Genomic DNA, 15,888 nt, shown 5'->3' with positions numbered 1-15,888 from the left:
CAGCACGAGGGCCTGGTGTTCGGGCGGCTCGACCTCGACCACGGCGCGGGCGAGCCGGGCACCGGCGAGCGGGAGGTGCGCTACGTCGGTCGGCTGGGCGTGCGCGACGACGACTACGAGCCGCTCGTCGTGGACTGGCGGGCGCGGCGGCGGCACCCTTCTACCGGGCCACGCCCGTGGACCCCCAGGGGGTGCTGCGCCGGCGGGTCCTGCGCTGCCGCGGGGAGCAGGTCGTCGGGGTGGAGGACGACCTCATGGTCGCCGCCGCCCCCGAGGACCTCGTCGTCGTCGGCGACGGGGCCCTCATGGCTGCGCTGACGCGCAGCCGGGGCGAGCGCATGCGGGACATCGTCGCCACGATCCAGCAGCACCAGGACGAGGCCATCCGCGCCCCCGCGCGCGGGGTGACCGAGATCACGGGTGGACCGGGCACCGGCAAGACCGTGGTTGCCCTGCACCGCGCGGCCTACCTGCTCTACTCCGACCGCCGGCGGTACGAGGCGGGTGGCGTCCTGGTGGTCGGACCCTCGGCGGCGTACACGGCATACATCGAGCGGGTCCTGCCCTCGCTGGGGGAGGACACCGTGTCCCTGCGCTCGGTGGGGGACGTGGTCGGGGGGATGACCGCGACCGTGCTCGACGACCCGGCCACGGCCGCGCTCAAGGGCTCCCTGCGCATCCGTACCCTGCTCTCGCGGCTCACCCGCGAGCCGGTCCCCGACGCCCCGACCGAGCTGCGCGTCTTCGTCGCCGGGCACCCCGTCCGGCTGCGGCCGGCGGACCTGGAGAGGGCACGCCGGCAGGTGCTGCGCCACCACCACCGCAACACCTCCTACGACGCGGCGGTCGAGGCCCTGGCCGGGCTGGCCTGGGAGCAGGTGCAGCAGGGCGACCGCGCCGAGTTCGTCGACCGGTTCACCGACGCCGGGGACGTCGAGACGTTCGCGCGGGCCTGGTGGCGGCCGGTGGACCCGCGGGAGCTGCTCCTGTGGCTCGTCGACGAGAACCTGGCCCGACGGCTCGGGGCATCCGTGGACGAGGCCCGGCTGCTGGCCGACTCCTACCGCCGGGCGCTGGACGACGGGCGGTGGTCGGTGGCCGACGTCGCGCTGGTCGACGACCTGCACGCCCGGCTGGGGCCGGTGGTGGACCTGCCGAGCGAGGAGCGGGGCTTCTACGAGATCGAGGAGCTCGACGACGCCAGCCAGTACGGCCTCGCCGCGCTGCGGGTGGGACGGGACGGCGACGGCCGACCGGACGGGGGCGCCGCGTCCGGCGGCCCCGGGGCCACCGACGGGAACGCCGGCGACGGCCACGCCCGCGTCTCCCGCGACCCCGTCGACCGGCTGACCGCCGGCCGGCTGGGAGGCGTGGAGGAGTACGCCCACGTCCTCGTCGACGAGGCGCAGGACATCTCCCCGATGCAGTGGCGCATGCTCGGCCGCCGGGGCCGGTGGGCCTCGTGGACCGTCGTGGGCGACCTCGCCCAGGCGTCCTGGGACGACCTCGAGGAGGCCGCCCGGGCGAGGGAGGAGGCGTTCGGGTCCTCCGTCCGGCGCGCCTTCCACATGGACACCAACTACCGCAACGCCCGGGAGATCTTCGACCACGCCGCACGCATGGTGCGCGAGCACGTGCCCGACGCCGACATCCCCCGGGCGGTGCGCGAGACCGGGCACCACCCGGCCGAGCTGGACGCCCCCGCGGAGGAGGTCGTGGCGACGGCGTCGTCGGCCGTGCGCGACCTGGTGTCCCAGGTGGAGGGCCAGGTCGCGGTGATCGCGCCCGACCGGTGGCGCGACCGGCTGACCCCGGTCCTCGACGCCGCGGACCGGGTCGTGCTCGTCGACCCCCTGTCGACGAAGGGTCTGGAGTACGACGCGACGCTCGTCGTGGACCCCGACGAGATCGTGGCGGAGTCGCCCGGAGGAGTGCGCGTCCTCTACGTCGTGCTCACCCGGGCGGCGCACCGCACGAGCATCCTGCGCCCTGTGGACGGTGCCGGGTCCGACGGGGGCTCCGACTAGTCTCGGGGACGTGACTACCGCCCTCTACCGCCGCTACCGGCCCGAGTCCTTCGCCGACGTCATCGGCCAGGAGCACGTGACCGAGCCGCTCGTGCAGGCGCTGCGGTCGGGCCGGGTCAACCACGCCTACCTGTTCTCCGGCCCCCGCGGGTGCGGCAAGACGACGAGCGCCCGGATCCTGGCGCGGTGCCTCAACTGCGAGCAGGGACCCACGCCCGAGCCCTGCGGCACGTGCGAGTCGTGCGTGGCGCTGGCCCGGGGCGGTCCCGGGTCGGTCGACGTCATCGAGATCGACGCCGCCAGCCACGGGGGCGTCGACGACGCGCGCGACCTGCGGGAACGCGCGGCCTTCGGGCCGGCCCAGGCGCGCTACAAGGTCTACATCATCGACGAGGCGCACATGGTGACGCCCAACGGCTTCAACGCCCTGCTCAAGGTCGTCGAGGAGCCGCCGCCCCACGTGAAGTTCATCTTCGCCACGACGGAGCCCGAGAAGGTGCTGGCCACCATCCGGTCCCGGACGCACCACTACCCCTTCCACCTGGTCCCCCCGCAGCGGCTGACGGCATACCTGGAGCAGGTGTGCGGGCAGGAGGGGGTCGCCCTCGAACCGGGGGTGCTCTCGTTCGTCACCCGGGCCGGCGGCGGGTCGGTGCGGGACTCCCTCTCGGTGCTCGACCAGCTCATGTCCGGGGCCGGCGAGGAGGGGCTGACCTACGAGCGGACCGCGGCCCTGCTCGGCTTCACCGACGTGGAGCTGCTCGACGGGATCGTCGACGCCGTCGCGGCCCGGGACGCCGCGACGGCCTTCGCCCAGGTCGGGCGGGTGATGGAGTCCGGGCACGACCCACGCCGCTTCGTCGAGGACCTGCTCGAGCGCTACCGGGACCTCATCGTGCTCTCCGCCGTCGGCGACGACGCCCCGGCCGCCGGCCTGCTGCCGGGGCTGCCCGCCGACCAGATCGACCGGATGCGCCACCAGGCCGCCGTGCAGGGGCCCGAGGCGCTCTCCCGCGCCGCGGACGTGGTCAGCCACGGTCTGTCCGAGATGAGCGGGGCGGTCTCCTCCCGGCTGCTCCTGGAGCTGCTGGTGGCCCGCCTGCTGCTGCCTGCCGCCTCCGGGGAGGAGGGGTACGGCGAACGCCTCGACCGGTTGGAGCGGAGGCTGGGTGCGGCGGAGGGCACGACGAGGACGGCGCCCCCGCAGGCGCGACCGGTCAGCCCCGAGCGGCAGCGGCCGGACCCGACGCCGGCCGACGACCAGCCCGCGCCCCCGGTCACCGCGGACCCCGCGCCCGCGGCCGGGCGTCCGCAGGCAGGGGATGGGCCGGCCCGCACGGGGACGGATGGGGACGACGGCCGACCTGCGGCCCCGGCGACCGCCCGGCTCGACACGGCGGCGCTGCGGCGGCAGTGGCCCGACGTCCTGGAGCGGGTCCGCACCATCAGCCGACGGACGTGGAGCGGCCTGCAGAAGGCCGTGCTCATCGACTACGACGGCGACCGGGTCCTCCTGGGGATGCCGGACCAGAACTGGATCCGGCACTTCATGGGCACCGCCCACGAGGAGACGCTGCGCCAGGCGCTGATCGAGTCGGTCGCCCTGGACACCCGGATCGAGGCCACCGTGGCGGGCGAGCCTCCAGGGCCTGACCCCGGGCCAGGCCCTGGAGGTGGACCTGGACCTGCCCCCGAGCCCGGGGGCCCGTCGTCGCCGCCGACGCCGGGCCAGGGCGGACCCCCGCCGGGTCAGGGCGGACCCCCGCCGGGTCAGGGCGGGCCTCCGCCGGTCCAGGACTCGCCGGACGGGTCGCCGCAGCCGGCCCCGACGGCGGCCGCCGCGCCCGATGGCGTCCCGGGCCTGACGGACGCGCCGATGCGGGGACGGATCAGGACGCGCCCACCGGCCGGCGGGCAGGACGGCCGACCCGGTGCCCAGGGTCGTCAGCACCAGCAGGCCGCGCCTGGGGCAGGACCGGGGTCCGGGCCGGTCGCGGCACCAGGACCGGTGCCCGCGGGCGCGCCGTCGATGGCGGAGCAGCTCGGCGCGGTGGGGCGCGTCCCCGGCGCCGGAGGGGCCTCCGGGTGGGCCGGGGCACCGGGACCGGGCGGCGCACCGGCCTGGGCGACCGCCCCTGCGCCCGAGGACGTCGCGCCGGCGGAGCCGGTCGGGCAGGGCGCCCGTCCGGGCGGCGCGGACGCCGGAGGTGGTGACGCCCCCAGCGTCGACGACGAGGACCTGGACGGTTCGGGTGCCGTCGGCCAGCCTGTCATCGAGTCCGTCCTGGGCGGCAGGGTCATCGCCATCAACGACGACCCCGTGGCCTGAGGAGGACGCCATGATCTACGAGGTCCTGCACCCGGTGGTCACCCCCCTCGCGACCGCGATCTTCAGACCCGAGGTGGTCGGTACCGAGCACGTGCCGGCGACCGGACCGGTCGTCCTGGCCAGCAACCACCTCTCCTTCGCCGACTCGGTGGTCATCCCGCTCACCGCCCCCCGGCAGGTCGCCTTCCTGGCCAAGTCCGACTACTTCACCGGGTCCGGGCTCAAGGGCTGGATCAGCCGTGAGTGGTTCACCGGCGTCGGCGCGATCCCGGTCGACCGCGACGACCCGCGGGCGGCCCAGCGGTCGTTGGACCTGGCCCTGGCCCACCTGCGGTCGGGCGGGGCGTTCGGGATCTACCCGGAGGGCACGCGCAGCCGTGACGGCCGGCTCTACCGCGGCCGGACCGGCGTGGCCTGGCTGGCCCTGCAGGCAGGCTGCCCCGTGGTCCCGGTGGCGCTCACCGGCACCGACCGGATCCAGCCGGTGGGGGCGAGGTTCCCCCGGCGGGCCAAGGTCCGGGTGGAGTTCGGCGCACCGATCCCGGTGGAGGGGCGGTTCGACGGCGTGCCGCTGGGCCGGGCCCGGCGCCGGCTGACGGACGAGGTGATGGCCGCGATCCTGGCCATGTCGGGCCAGGAGTGGGCCGGGGAGTACAACGAGCGGCAGCCGGAGCTGCCGGCATGAGGCCAGCGGCACCTCGGTGGCCGGTCGTGCTCTTCGACTTCGACGGCACGCTGGCCGACACCATCCCGCTGATCCTCGCCTCCTACCGCCACACCCTCGACTCGGTCGGCGACCCCGCCGGCGACGACGAGACCCGCGGCTGGATCGGCCGGGTGCTCCTCGAGGTGCTCGAGGAGCGTCACCCGGGGCGCGGGGAGGAGCTCGTCCGGCGCTACCGGGAGCACAACCTCGCCCACCACGACGCCCTCATCCGCCCCGTACCGGGGGCGGCGGGCCTCCTCGCGGACCTGGACCGGGCCGGGGTCCCCACCGCGGTGGTCTCGTCCAAGCGCGAGGAGACGGTGCGCCAGGGCATGCGGGTGACCGGTCTGCCCCCGCTGGACCACGTCGTGGGCATGGAGTCCACCCCGGTGCACAAGCCGCACCCGGCGCCCCTCCTGGAGGGCGCGCGGCGGCTCGGCGCCCGTCCCCAGGAGTGCGTCTACGTCGGTGACGCGTGGGTGGACGTCCACGCCGCGCGGGCGGCGGGGATGGCCAGCATCGCCGTGACGTGGGGCGCCGGCGAGGCCGCCGCCCTGGCGGAGGCCGACCACGTCGTGGACGACGTCGCGACGTTGCGGGCCGTGCTGCTGCGCGACCGGCGCACCGAGGCCTGACCGCCGGACCGCCGCCGGCGGTGCACGCGTCCGCGCGGCGTCGGTCGGTGTCGGTGCGTCCGCCTAGAGTGGACCCTTGTGTACGAAGGAGTGGTCCAGGACCTGATCGACGAGCTCGGCCGGCTGCCCGGCGTCGGGCCCAAGGGTGCCCAGCGGATCGCCTTCCACCTGCTGTCCGCGGACCCGGACGAGGTGACCCGGCTGGCCGACGCCTGGTGCAGGTGCGGGAGAAGGTCAGCTTCTGCCAGGAGTGCGGGAACGTGGCGGAGGGGGAGCGGTGCCGCATCTGCCTCGACCCCCGCCGGGACCCGGGGCTCATCTGCGTGGTGGAGCAGTCGCAGGACGTCGCCGCCATCGAACGGACCCGGGAGTTCCGGGGCCGCTACCACGTGCTGGGAGGGGCCATCAACCCGATCGGTGGGGTCGGGCCGGACGACCTGCGGGTCCGGGAGCTGGTCGCCCGGCTGGCCGACGGGCAGGTGCAGGAGGTCATCCTGGCCACCGATCCCAACCTCGAGGGGGAGGCGACCGCGACGTACCTCGCCCGTCTGCTCGTCCCCTACGAGGGCGTCCGGGTCAGCCGGCTCGCCTCCGGTCTGCCGGTGGGGGGAGACCTGGAGTATGCCGACGAGGTCACCCTGGGCAGGGCGTTCGAGGGTCGCCGGCTGCTGTCCGGCTAGCCGGACGCCCAGGGCCGGACGTTCTGTGGGCCCTGCCGGAGCGATGTGACGAGCACGCCGCCGGCGGACCTGCGCCACGGACGCCGACGGGCCTAGGGTGGGGCCCATGAGCACCGACGGCCGGAACGACTGGGCGCCCCTGGCGGCGGAGACCGCCGAGGAGGTCCGGGCCTACTTCGCCGCGCTGGAGGGGGTCGCGGCGGGGGAGACGCCGGAGTCGGCGCTCCCGGTCCTGCTGCTGGCTCTCGGCCAGCTGAGCGCGACCGGCGCCCGGCTGGGCGCCCTCGTCGACGTGGTGCCGGTGGAGCGGTTCGAGCCGGACAGCGGACCCGAGGAGGACCTGGAGCGGATCCGGGTCGCCCTGCACCAGCTGCTCGGCGGGTTGGACGCCTACTGCGACCTGGCGGACCCCGTCGTGTCCGTGGAGGTGGTGAGCGGCTCGCTGGCGGCCGACCTGGTCAGCGTGGCCGCGGACCTCTCGCACGGGTTGCAGCACCACGACGCGGGCCGGCCCACCGAGGCGATGTGGTGGTGGCAGTTCAGCTACCTGTCGTCCTGGGGCGAACGGGCCGCGGCCGCGCTGCGGGTGCTGCTGACCCTGATGGCGCACGTCCGGCTGGACGCCGACGACGAAGAGGTCATGGAGGCCGAGATGGCCGCCCTGCACCAGGTCTGACCCCGCACCCACGAGGCACGATCCCCCAGGGTGCCCTCGCGGGGCTGCCCGGAGGACGGGTCAGGCGCCTGGTGCGGCTCCTCGGCCAGCTCGTTCGGGCGGGTCGCCGGGTCGACGGGTGCCCCGGAGCGGTAGGCGGCCCGGCCCAGGTTGTTGGAGGCGACCGAGCTCATGATGATGAAGCCGAGGACGGCGATGACGACCTTCAGCAGGTCGAGCCAGGTGAAGCCGTTGGTCCGCACGTCCTCCACGAAGGCGCCCAGCACGATGAGCGGCAGACCCAGCCCGGTCGCGGCCGACAGCACGTTGATCCGGGACAGGCCGTCCCGGGCCTTGAGCATCGCGACGGCGCTGACCAGGACGAAGCCAGCCCCGGTCAGGCAGAGCAGACCGACGACGACGGTGACCAGCATCAGCGCCTCCCCCTCGTGAGGATCCGGGACAGCGCCACCGTGGCCAGGATGCCGACCAGCGAGGCGATGGCGGCCACGTCGAAGACGATCGAGGACCCCACGGCCAGGGCACCCATGACGATGATGCCGACGGCGCAGAAGTAGAGCAGGTCGCTGACCGCGGCCACCGAGGCGTCGTCCGTGGCGGTGTAGAGCCGCACCAGGCCCAGCACGGCGGCGACGACCAGCACGACGACGGTGGCGACGACGACGACCATCATGAGAGCCTCCCCTCCCAGCCGGGTCCCCGGGTCGTCCGCAGCACCCGGTCCTCCATGTGGCGGAGACCGGTGCGGATCTCCTCCGGGTCGGAGGCGTAGATGGCGTGGACGAAGAGCGTGGGTGGCGTGGTCCCGGCCGCGCTGGCGATCCCGACGGTGATGGTGCCCGGGGTGATCGTGATCGAGGAGGCCATCACGCTGATCTCCAGGTCGGTCGAGCAGCGCAGCGGCAGCTCCAGGATCGCCGGCTGCATGTCGACGCCGGGCAGCACCGCGTCCTTGGCCACGTCGAGCGCGCCCTTGACGATCTCACCTGTCAGCCAGACGGCGTAGCCGAGCACGCGCAGGGGGTTCATCATCGGCCCAGCACCGCCTCGACGTAGGGGGCGGTGTCGGTCAGGCCCTGGGCCGCCCGGGTGACCAGGGGCATCAGGACGCCCGCCCCGAAGAACATGGCCAGCTGGGTGCCGATCAACGTGGCACCGGGGGCCCACAGGCGCAGCGGAACGACCACGTCGTCGGTCAGCCGGGTCAGTCCGGCCCGCCCGGTCTCGGGGCTGTCCGGCCGGTAGTCCTCCATCGGCTGGCCCCAGAACACTCCGGCCCACAGCCGCTGCATGGCCACGAGGCTGACGACGGCGGCGACGAGGACGGTGGTCAGCAGGAGCCATCCCTCCCAGCGGGCCGCCCCGGCCGCGGCCCCGATGAGGGCCACCTTGCCGAAGAAGCCGGACGAGGCGGGGATGCCGACGAGGGAGAGCAGCCCGAAGGCCGTGAGGATGGCCACGGCCCGGTCCCGGTGGATCAGGCCGGAGAGCCGCTCGTAGCGGCCGCTGCCGTAGACCTGCTCGATGGCGCCGGCGAGCAGCAGCAGGCCGCCCATCGTCACGATGTGGTGGAGCATGTAGAAGAGCCCGGCGGCCAGCGACGCGGTCGTCGACAGGGCGACCCCGACGAGGATGTGCCCGACCCCGGCGACCATCTGCCAGGCCAGCGCCCGCCGGATGATGTGCTCCCCGAAGGTGCTCCAGGCCCCTACCGCGATGGTGACGGCCACGAGCACCACGAGCACGAGCGCCCAGGGGGCGGGTCCCTCGTAGAGCGTCGTGTAGACGCGGTAGATCGCGTAGAGCGCCACCTTGGTGTGCAGGGCCGAGAAGAGCGCCATGATGCCGGCGGAGGTGGCCGGGTAGGTCTGCGGCAGCCAGCCGTGGACGGGCACGACGGCACCCTTGACGGCCAGGGCCAGGAGCACCACGGCCCCGGCCAGCGTCAGGGCACGGTCGCCGGACGCCGCGTCCGCCAGCACGGCGAGGTTGACCGAGCCGGCGACGGCATACACCAGTCCGACGCCGGTCAGCAGGGTCGCGCTGGTGAGCAGGTTGACGACCACGAACGTGCGGCCGATCCCGAGGCGTCGCCAGGTGCCCGTCACCGCGATGAGGGCGTAGGACGGCAGCAGCATCACCTCGACCATGACGAAGAGGTTGAACAGGTCGCCGGTGAGGAAGGCGCCGTTGACCCCGCCGTGCAGCATGAGCGCCAGCGGCGGGACGAACCGGTAGCGGTCCTCGCCGGTCGCCGTGAGGAACCACAGGGTGACCAGGGTGGCCAGGGAGGTCACCGCGAGCATGAGGGCCGAGAGGGTGTCGGACACGAACGGGATCGCCACGCCCGGCGCGAACGCCCCGACCTGGTGGGCGATCACCGGGACGGTCCGGTGCTCCAGCACCAGCAGCACGGCCGTGACGAGGGTCGCCGCGGGCACGGCGAGGAGAAGCACGCGCTGGACCACCCGGTGCCGGACGATGAGGAGCAGGCCGGCCGCCAGCAGCGGCACGGCGAGCAGGAGCGGGAGGACCGCGGGGTTCACGTCGCACGCTCCTCACCGGTCGGGGGCATCCGCTTGGTGTCGTCGTTGTGCCCGATCACGGCCAGGGCCAGCATGAGCACGGTGACGGCGAAGGCGATGACGATCGCGGTGAGCACGAAGGCGTGCGGCAGCGGGTCGGCGGCGGCGGCGGTGTCGACGCGGTCGGGAAGAGGCTCGCCCCGCCAGGCGCTCACCCCCGCGAGCATCAGGGTCAGGTTGGCGGCATGGCTCAGCAGCGCCAGCCCGAAGATGATGCGGACCATGCTGCGCTGCAGCAGGAGGTAGACCCCGCCGGTGACGAGGACGGCGATGGACACCGGGATGATCACGGTTCGCTCCTGTCGCCGAGGTTGCGCGGGGGAACCCCGTGGGTGAGGTAGGTGGTGCGGCGCCCGACCCGGCCCCGCCCCTTGGGGTCGGGACCGTCCGGGGCGCCCGCCGCGCGGGTGGCCGCCAGGGCCTTCTCCCGGTCGGCGAGCTCCCGCTCGGCCAGCTCCTCGGGGGTCTCGCCCCGGGTGGTGTCCATGGGACCGGCGAGCTCGCCCTCGACCGACTCGTCGGCCCGCTCGCGGGTCCGCTCACGCCCGCCGGCGGCGCCGAGCAGGTTGAAGGCCTCCATCACCAGGCCCAGGACGGCGGCGTAGACGCCCAGGTCGAAGAGCAGGGCCGAGGTGAGGTACAGGTCCCCGACGTATCCGCTGATCGGGGCGAGGAAGGAGCCCTTGGCCACGGTCCCCCAGAGCCCCGTGAGGATGGCGAGGGCCACCCCGCCGCCGATGAGCACCATGGGCAGCCGGGCCGGGCCGACGGCCTGGTCGCGGGCGGAGGACAGATAGACCAGGGCCACGACGGCCGAGCCGAGCAGGGCGGCGATGAACCCGCCCCCGGGGGCGTTGTGGCCCCGCCAGAAGAGGATGACCGAGATGATGACGAGCAGGGGGGCGGTCAGACGGACGAGCAGCTGCATGGGGACGGCGTTGCCCCAGGCCTGGTGGATCGCCCGGTCCGCGGCGCTCCCGCGGGGCCGCAGGGCGATGTCCGGGTCGGGCACCCAGCTGCGGTCCGTCTCGCGGGGAGGGTCGAGGTAGCGGTCGCGCACCGTGGACAGGATGGCGACCATGGCGGCGCCGGCCATTCCCAGGACGGTCAGCTCGCCGAGGGTGTCCAGGGCGCGGAACTCCACGAGGATCGTGTTGACGACGTTGTATCCGTGGGTGATCTCGGGGCCCTCGGTCAGGTAGTAGTCCGCGATCTCCGACCGCTCACGTCGGCCGGTGAGCGCGAAGGCGCCCAGGCCGAAGGCCAGACCCGTGGCGAGGGCAAGGCCCATCGCCGCCTTCTGGCCCAGCCTGGGGGACCGCCCGAAACGCAGGGGGAGCTTCTGCAGGACGAGCATGATCATGAGGATGGTCAGCGCCTCGACGAGGAGCTGGGTCAGGCCGACGTCGGGCCCGCCGAGGGAGAAGATCTGGACGGTGATGCCGACGCCCACCGCCGAGAGGCTCACGGTGGCCGCCAGCCGCGACTGGGAGATGGTGGTCCCGGCCACGCCGAGGACGATCACGACCAGTGCGACGACGTCGGTCCACCGGTCCAGGTCGGGGTGCTGCTCGGCCAGGCTGCCGGTGAGGAGCAGCCCGGCGGAACCGCCGCCCAGGACGAGGGCGAGGGCGACGAGCACGGGGGAGACGTGGCGGGTGGGGTTGTCCGCGCGCACGAGGAGCGCGAGCTGCATACCCGCCCGCGCCACGGGCGCCACGAGGGTCGCGATGACCCCGGCGCCGTCGAGGCGGAACGTCTCCTTCTCCAGGGCCGGCATGACCGTCCGGCGCCGGGCGATCACGACGAGGCCGACGGCGATGATGAGCAGGGTCGCCACCAGCTCGGCGTTGACGCCGTGCCACAGGGCCAGGTGGGTCTCGGGCTCCACGTGCGGCAGCGCGGCGGAGACCGCCCGGTCGACCGGGGTGTCGAGCACCCCGACCACGAGGGCCAGCGGCAGGCCGGCCAGGATCGGCAGCGCGGCGAAGATGCCCAGCGCCGGAGGGGTGGCGTGCAGGGGTGCGTCCTCGGGCCAGCGGTCCTGCCCGCGGCCGTCGACGAAGCCGTGGAAGACGATCTTGGCGCTGTAGGCGAAGGTGAGGACCGAGGCCAGGGCGCCGCCGACCAGTGCCGCCCACCCCGTCCAGGCGGGGCCGGGGGCCTCCAGCAGGGCGGTGAAGATCTTCTCCTTGGAGACGAAGCCCAGCATGGGCGGGATGCCGGCCATGGAGGCCGCGCCGAGCACGGTGGTCCAGAAGGCCAGCGGCATCGCCCTGCGCAGCTCGGGCAGGCGGCGGACGTCACGGGTCCCGGTGGAGTGGTCGATGACGCCGACCATCATGAACAGTCCGGACTTGAACAGGGCGTGGGCGATCGTGTGCAGCACGGCGGCCGCCAGGGCGTACTCGGTGCCCACCCCGATGGCGGCGACGATCAGCCCGAGCTGGCTGACCGTGGAGTAGGCCATGAGCTTCTTCAGGTCGGTCTTCTGCAGGGCGAAGAAGCCGCCGAGCGCGCAGGTGAGCAGGCCCACCGTGACGAGGGTGGCGTTCCAGACGGGCACGTCGTGGAACAGCGGCGAGAACCGCATGAGCAGGAAGATCCCGGCCTTGACCACGGCCGCGGCGTGCAGGTAGGCGCTGACCGGCGTGGCTGCGGCCATCGCGTCGGGAAGCCAGACGTGGAAGGGGAACTGGGCCGACTTGGTGAACGCCGAGAGCAGCACCAGGACGGCCACGCCGGTCGTCAGGCCCGGACGCTGCGCCCAGACCGGGTGCGCCAGCGCCTCCTGCAGGCCGGTGGTGCCGGTCGCTGCCACCATGATGCCCACCGCGGCGAGCAGCGTGAGCCCCCCAATGAAGGTGATGAGGAGGGTGCGCATCGAGGCCGCCTCGCCGGAGTAGCCGGAGCGGGCGATGAGCAGGAAGCTGGCCAGGGAGGTCAGCTCCCAGCACAGGAACAGCAGGATGAGGTCGTCGGCCAGGACCAGGCCGACCATGGCGAAGGTGAAGCCGACGAGGTAGAGGTAGAACGTCAGGTTGCGGCCCGGCGAGAGGTAGGCGGTCGAGTAGGACAGCACGACCGCGCCGATGAGCAGGGCGATCGCCGTGAAGACGACGCCGATCCCGTCGGCCCGCAGGGAGAGCTCCAGCCCCAGGTCGGGCACCCAGGGGGTGCTCCAGGCCACGGTCTCCCCGGCCATCACCCGGCTGGCGACGGGCCAGAACACGGCGGCGGCGACGAGGTAGATCGCGGCCAGCGGCCACCCGGCGTGCCGGCCGAGGGTGCGGGTGAGTGGGAAGCTCGCCAGCACGGCGAGCGCGCACACGGCGAGGGTCCACACCATGCTCATGACGCCGGTCCGTGGGCGCTGCCGACGACCGTCGGACAGGTTCGACGGCGACGACGCATGGCGGGGAGTCTAACAATCGGCCCGTTCCCTCCCGGGAGCCGCTCCGGACGCGGGGGTCAGCGCCTCCCCGGGCACGCCGACGGGGCGCCGGACCGGTGGTCCGACGCCCCGTGGGTCGCTGCGGCGGGGTGGCTCAGGAGGCCACGATCAACCCGGAGGTCGCGCTGCGGGCACGCTCCAGGCGCTGGCTCACGTCGCTCCAGTTGACGACGTTCCACCAGGCCGAGACGTAGTCGGCCTTGACGTTCTTGTACTGCAGGTAGAAGGCGTGCTCCCACATGTCCAGCATGAGCAGGGGCGTCTGGCCGATCGGCACGTTGCCCTGCTGGTCCCAGAGCTGGAAGACCAGCGGCTTCTGGGCGATGGAGTCCCAGGACAGCACGGCCCAGCCGGACCCCTGGATCGTGGTGCCGGCGGCCTCGAACTGGCCCTTGAACCCCTCGAAGGAGCCGAAGTGCTGGTCGATCATCGCGGCGACCTCGCCGTCGGGACGGTCGCCGCCCTCGGGGGACATGTTCTGCCAGAAGACCGAGTGGTTGGTGTGCCCGCCCAGGTTGAACGCGAGGTTCTTCTCCAGCATCGGCACGGTGCCGAAGTCGCCCGAGTCGCGGGCCGCGGCGAGCTTCTCGAGCGCGGTGTTGGCCCCGTCCACGTAGGCCTTGTGGTGCTTGGAGTGGTGCAGCTCCATGATCTCGGCGCTGATGTGCGGCTCGAGGGCTGCGTAGTCGTAGGGAAGGTCGGGAAGGGTGTACGTGCTCACGGCAATCTCTCCTGATCTGGCCGGATAGCGGACCTGCTCGACTATAGCCGCGGGTCCGGCCGCCCGCCCGAGGAGGGCCGGTCGGCGGCGGGGGCCGGAGGCGGATGTGACCTGCTGCGAGTTGTGTGGCATGGTGGTCCGCCGGTCGACGGGCGTCCCCCTGGGGACGGGACGTCGGCCGAGGTGTGTGGGCCCGGCTGGGCGCGCCGGGGCCGACCGTCGTCCCCGGGTGCTGGACCGTCGTGGGGCCCCGCCGTCGCAGGAAGAAGTTCCGTGTGCAGCCCCCTGTGCTGCGCCCGCCGCGCGTCCGTCGCCGCGGCGTGACCGTGCTGGCCGACCGAAGGACGTGACGCATGCCGCTCGACACCGAGGCGACCCCGCTGGGCATCGGGGCCGTCGCCCTGCTCCTGGCCCTCTTCTACGGGGGGACGCTGCTGATGTCCCTCAGCATCCGGCGCCGGAAGGAGAACGCCGACAGGTACATGACGGCGGGCAACAACATCGGCTTCGGCATCTCCGCCGCGTCGATGACCGCCACCTGGATCTGGGCGTCGTCGATGTACGCCTCGGTGACGGCGGGCTACACCTACGGCGTCTCCGGGCCGATCCACTACGGCCTGTGGGGTGCGTTGATGATCCTGTTCATCTATCCCTTCGGCCGCCGGATCCGCACGGTGGCACCGCGGGCGCACACGTTGGCCGAGGTGATGTATGCCCGTCACGGCCGCTCGTCGCAGCTCATGCTGGCCGGGTCCAACGTGCTCGGCTCGTTGATCTCGCTCACCTCGAACTTCATCGCCGGCGGTGCGCTCATCGCCGTGCTCTCCCCGCTCAACTTCGGGGCAGGCATCCTCGTCGTCGCCGGCGGCGTGCTGCTCTACACGCTCTGGTCCGGCTTCCGGGCCTCGGTGCTCACCGACTTCGCGCAGGTGGTGGCGATGCTGGGGGCAGCGGTCGTGGTGATCCCGGTCGTGTTCTTCGCCGCGGGCGGTCCGGGGATGTTCGAGGCGGGCGTGGCCGCCGGCCACGTGACGCCCCAGCAGGAGAGCTTCTTCTCCTCGGAGGCGTTCATGAACCAGGGGGCGCCCTACATCGCCGCCGTGCTGGCCTACGCGATCGGCAACCAGACCATCGCCCAGCGGCTGTTCGCGGTCCGGGAGGACCTCATCCGTCCCACGTTCGTCACGGCCACGGTGGGCTACGGAGCCACCGTGATCGGGATCGGGATGCTGGGCGTCATGGCGCTCTACCTCGGCATCGACCCGATGGGCGGGGACGTCAACAACCTCATGCCGCAGATGGTGAGCACCTACCTGGGTCCGGTGCTGCTGGCCGTGGCCTTCCTCATGATCATCGGGTCGCTCTCCTCGACCGCGGACTCCGACCTGTCCGCGCTGTCCTCGATCGTCATGGCCGACATCTACGGCCAGTCCGTCGGTCGAAGTGCGGCGGACCCCCGCACCATGCTGCTCATCGGGCGGCTGACGATGATCGTGGCCACCGCGGCGGCGCTGTACTTCGCGACCAGCCAGTTCAACATCCTCGACCTGCTCGTCTTCGTGGGTGCCCTGTGGGGCTGTCTCGTCTTCCCGGTCATCGCCAGCTTCTACTGGCCCAAGGTCACCAACGCCGCCTTCACGGTGTCCGTCCTGGCGGCGCTGGCGTTCTTCCTGCCGGTCCGGTTCGGGTGGCTGCCCGCCGTCGGGGCCTGGGGCCTGGCCGTCGAGCTGCTGGCCACGATCGGCATCGGCGTGGTGCTCGGCATCATGGCGTTCGGCTTCTTCGGGCTCCGACCGGCCGTGATGACCGGCACGCTCGCGGTCGCGGTGTCGGCCCCGTTCACGTTCTTCTTCCTGCGCGACTACGAGGTGCTGTCCGGGTCTCTGGTCGCGTATGCGGTGTCCTTCCTGGTCTGCTACCTCATGTCGGTCCGTTCCGGTCAGGACTTCGACTTCGAGCGCATCCAGCACGTGACCGGCAACTTCGACGACACCTCCACCGCCGAGCAGGAGGACCCGGACGAGGACCCCGACGACCTCGTCCTCGCCTCCGACCGGCCCGGCCCCCGTTCCTGA

General features: G+C 73.2%; 12 protein-coding genes and 2 pseudogenes. 7 read left to right on the top strand and 7 right to left on the bottom strand.

Features of this window, described 5'->3' with window-relative positions; genetic code table 11:
• Positions 1–191 precede the first annotated feature (191 nt).
• The 6 genes and pseudogenes from BJF81_RS09340 to BJF81_RS09315 all read left to right on the top strand — a co-directional run bounded on the left by BJF81_RS09340 (position 192) and on the right by BJF81_RS09315 (position 7,053).
• The gene (locus BJF81_RS09340; RefSeq protein WP_446740551.1) at positions 192–2,027 is read left to right on the top strand and encodes a HelD family protein; all 1,836 of its coding nucleotides are present in this window, start codon (positions 192–194) and stop codon (positions 2,025–2,027) included.
• Positions 2,028–2,037: 10 nt separating this feature from the next.
• Complete coding sequence (locus BJF81_RS09335) at positions 2,038–4,356, top strand: DNA polymerase III subunit gamma and tau (RefSeq protein WP_075958106.1); 2,319 nt, start codon at positions 2,038–2,040, stop codon at positions 4,354–4,356.
• 10 nt (positions 4,357–4,366) lie between these two features.
• Positions 4,367–5,041, top strand: coding sequence for a lysophospholipid acyltransferase family protein (locus tag BJF81_RS09330; protein WP_075958105.1), 675 nt, complete (start codon positions 4,367–4,369; stop codon positions 5,039–5,041).
• Positions 5,038–5,697, top strand: a complete 660-nt coding sequence (locus BJF81_RS09325) for an HAD family hydrolase (protein WP_075958104.1) — start codon at positions 5,038–5,040, stop codon at positions 5,695–5,697. Before BJF81_RS09330 ends, BJF81_RS09325 begins: the two co-directional genes overlap by 4 nt.
• A 78-nt stretch (positions 5,698–5,775) precedes the next feature.
• Positions 5,776–6,377 (top strand): annotated as a pseudogene (gene recR, locus BJF81_RS09320) (recombination mediator RecR).
• Positions 6,378–6,483: 106 nt separating this feature from the next.
• Positions 6,484–7,053 carry a DUF5063 domain-containing protein gene (locus BJF81_RS09315; RefSeq protein WP_075958103.1) on the top strand — a complete coding sequence of 190 codons (570 nt, stop codon included), beginning with the start codon at positions 6,484–6,486 and terminating at the stop codon, positions 7,051–7,053.
• A gap of 143 nt (positions 7,054–7,196) precedes the next feature.
• Here BJF81_RS09315 and BJF81_RS16830 read toward each other — a convergent pair.
• The 7 genes and pseudogenes from BJF81_RS16830 to BJF81_RS09280 form a co-directional block, all read right to left on the bottom strand.
• Positions 7,197–7,466: pseudogene (locus BJF81_RS16830) on the bottom strand (monovalent cation/H(+) antiporter subunit G); the annotation flags it as partial.
• The gene (locus BJF81_RS09305; protein WP_075958101.1) at positions 7,466–7,726 is read right to left on the bottom strand and encodes a monovalent cation/H+ antiporter complex subunit F; all 261 of its coding nucleotides are present in this window, start codon (positions 7,724–7,726) and stop codon (positions 7,466–7,468) included. The gene BJF81_RS09305 and the pseudogene BJF81_RS16830, both read right to left, overlap by 1 nt.
• Entirely contained in the window at positions 7,723–8,085 is a 363-nt protein-coding gene (locus BJF81_RS09300) for a Na+/H+ antiporter subunit E (protein WP_237770151.1), read from the bottom strand. The genes BJF81_RS09305 and BJF81_RS09300 overlap by 4 nt, the downstream gene beginning before the upstream one ends.
• Positions 8,082–9,599 (bottom strand): proton-conducting transporter transmembrane domain-containing protein, encoded by a 1,518-nt coding sequence (locus BJF81_RS09295; protein WP_075958099.1) that lies wholly within the window; start codon positions 9,597–9,599, stop codon positions 8,082–8,084. The genes BJF81_RS09300 and BJF81_RS09295 overlap by 4 nt, the downstream gene beginning before the upstream one ends.
• A complete protein-coding gene (locus BJF81_RS09290; RefSeq protein ID WP_075958098.1) occupies positions 9,596–9,928 on the bottom strand; it encodes a sodium:proton antiporter in 333 nt (110 codons plus the stop codon). Before BJF81_RS09290 ends, BJF81_RS09295 begins: the two co-directional genes overlap by 4 nt.
• On the bottom strand, positions 9,925–12,993 hold the full coding sequence (locus tag BJF81_RS09285) for a DUF4040 family protein (protein WP_075958097.1): 3,069 nt from the start codon (positions 12,991–12,993) through the stop codon (positions 9,925–9,927). The genes BJF81_RS09290 and BJF81_RS09285 overlap by 4 nt, the downstream gene beginning before the upstream one ends.
• Before the next feature lie 193 nt (positions 12,994–13,186).
• Positions 13,187–13,813 carry a superoxide dismutase gene (locus BJF81_RS09280; protein ID WP_075958096.1) on the bottom strand — a complete coding sequence of 209 codons (627 nt, stop codon included), beginning with the start codon at positions 13,811–13,813 and terminating at the stop codon, positions 13,187–13,189.
• Between the two features lie 353 nt (positions 13,814–14,166).
• On the opposite strand from BJF81_RS09280, the gene BJF81_RS09275 reads away from it, so the two are divergent.
• Positions 14,167–15,888: a sodium:solute symporter family protein gene (locus BJF81_RS09275; protein WP_075958095.1), complete on the top strand. Its 1,722-nt coding sequence runs from the start codon at positions 14,167–14,169 to the stop codon at positions 15,886–15,888.

Origin of the sequence: Ornithinimicrobium sp. CNJ-824 (assembly GCF_001942405.1) — a bacterium.
GTDB classification, from domain to species: domain Bacteria; phylum Actinomycetota; class Actinomycetes; order Actinomycetales; family Dermatophilaceae; genus Ornithinicoccus; species Ornithinicoccus kibberensis.
Note: the sequence above shows the minus strand (reverse complement) of the source record. Positions and strands in the feature narration are given on the sequence as shown.

Excerpts from the sequence above, each read along its gene's own strand:
- BJF81_RS09325 (WP_075958104.1), top strand. The coding sequence starts at position 5,038 with ATGAGGCCAGCGGCACCTCGGTGGCCGGTCGTGCTCTTCGACTTCGAC.
- BJF81_RS09275 (WP_075958095.1), top strand. The coding sequence starts at position 14,167 with ATGCCGCTCGACACCGAGGCGACCCCGCTGGGCATCGGGGCCGTCGCC.
- BJF81_RS09300 (WP_237770151.1), bottom strand. The coding sequence starts at position 8,085 with ATGATGAACCCCCTGCGCGTGCTCGGCTACGCCGTCTGGCTGACAGGT.
- BJF81_RS09315 (WP_075958103.1), top strand. The coding sequence starts at position 6,484 with ATGAGCACCGACGGCCGGAACGACTGGGCGCCCCTGGCGGCGGAGACC.
- BJF81_RS09285 (WP_075958097.1), bottom strand. The coding sequence starts at position 12,993 with ATGAGCATGGTGTGGACCCTCGCCGTGTGCGCGCTCGCCGTGCTGGCG.
- BJF81_RS09330 (WP_075958105.1), top strand. The coding sequence starts at position 4,367 with ATGATCTACGAGGTCCTGCACCCGGTGGTCACCCCCCTCGCGACCGCG.
- BJF81_RS09305 (WP_075958101.1), bottom strand. The coding sequence starts at position 7,726 with ATGATGGTCGTCGTCGTCGCCACCGTCGTCGTGCTGGTCGTCGCCGCC.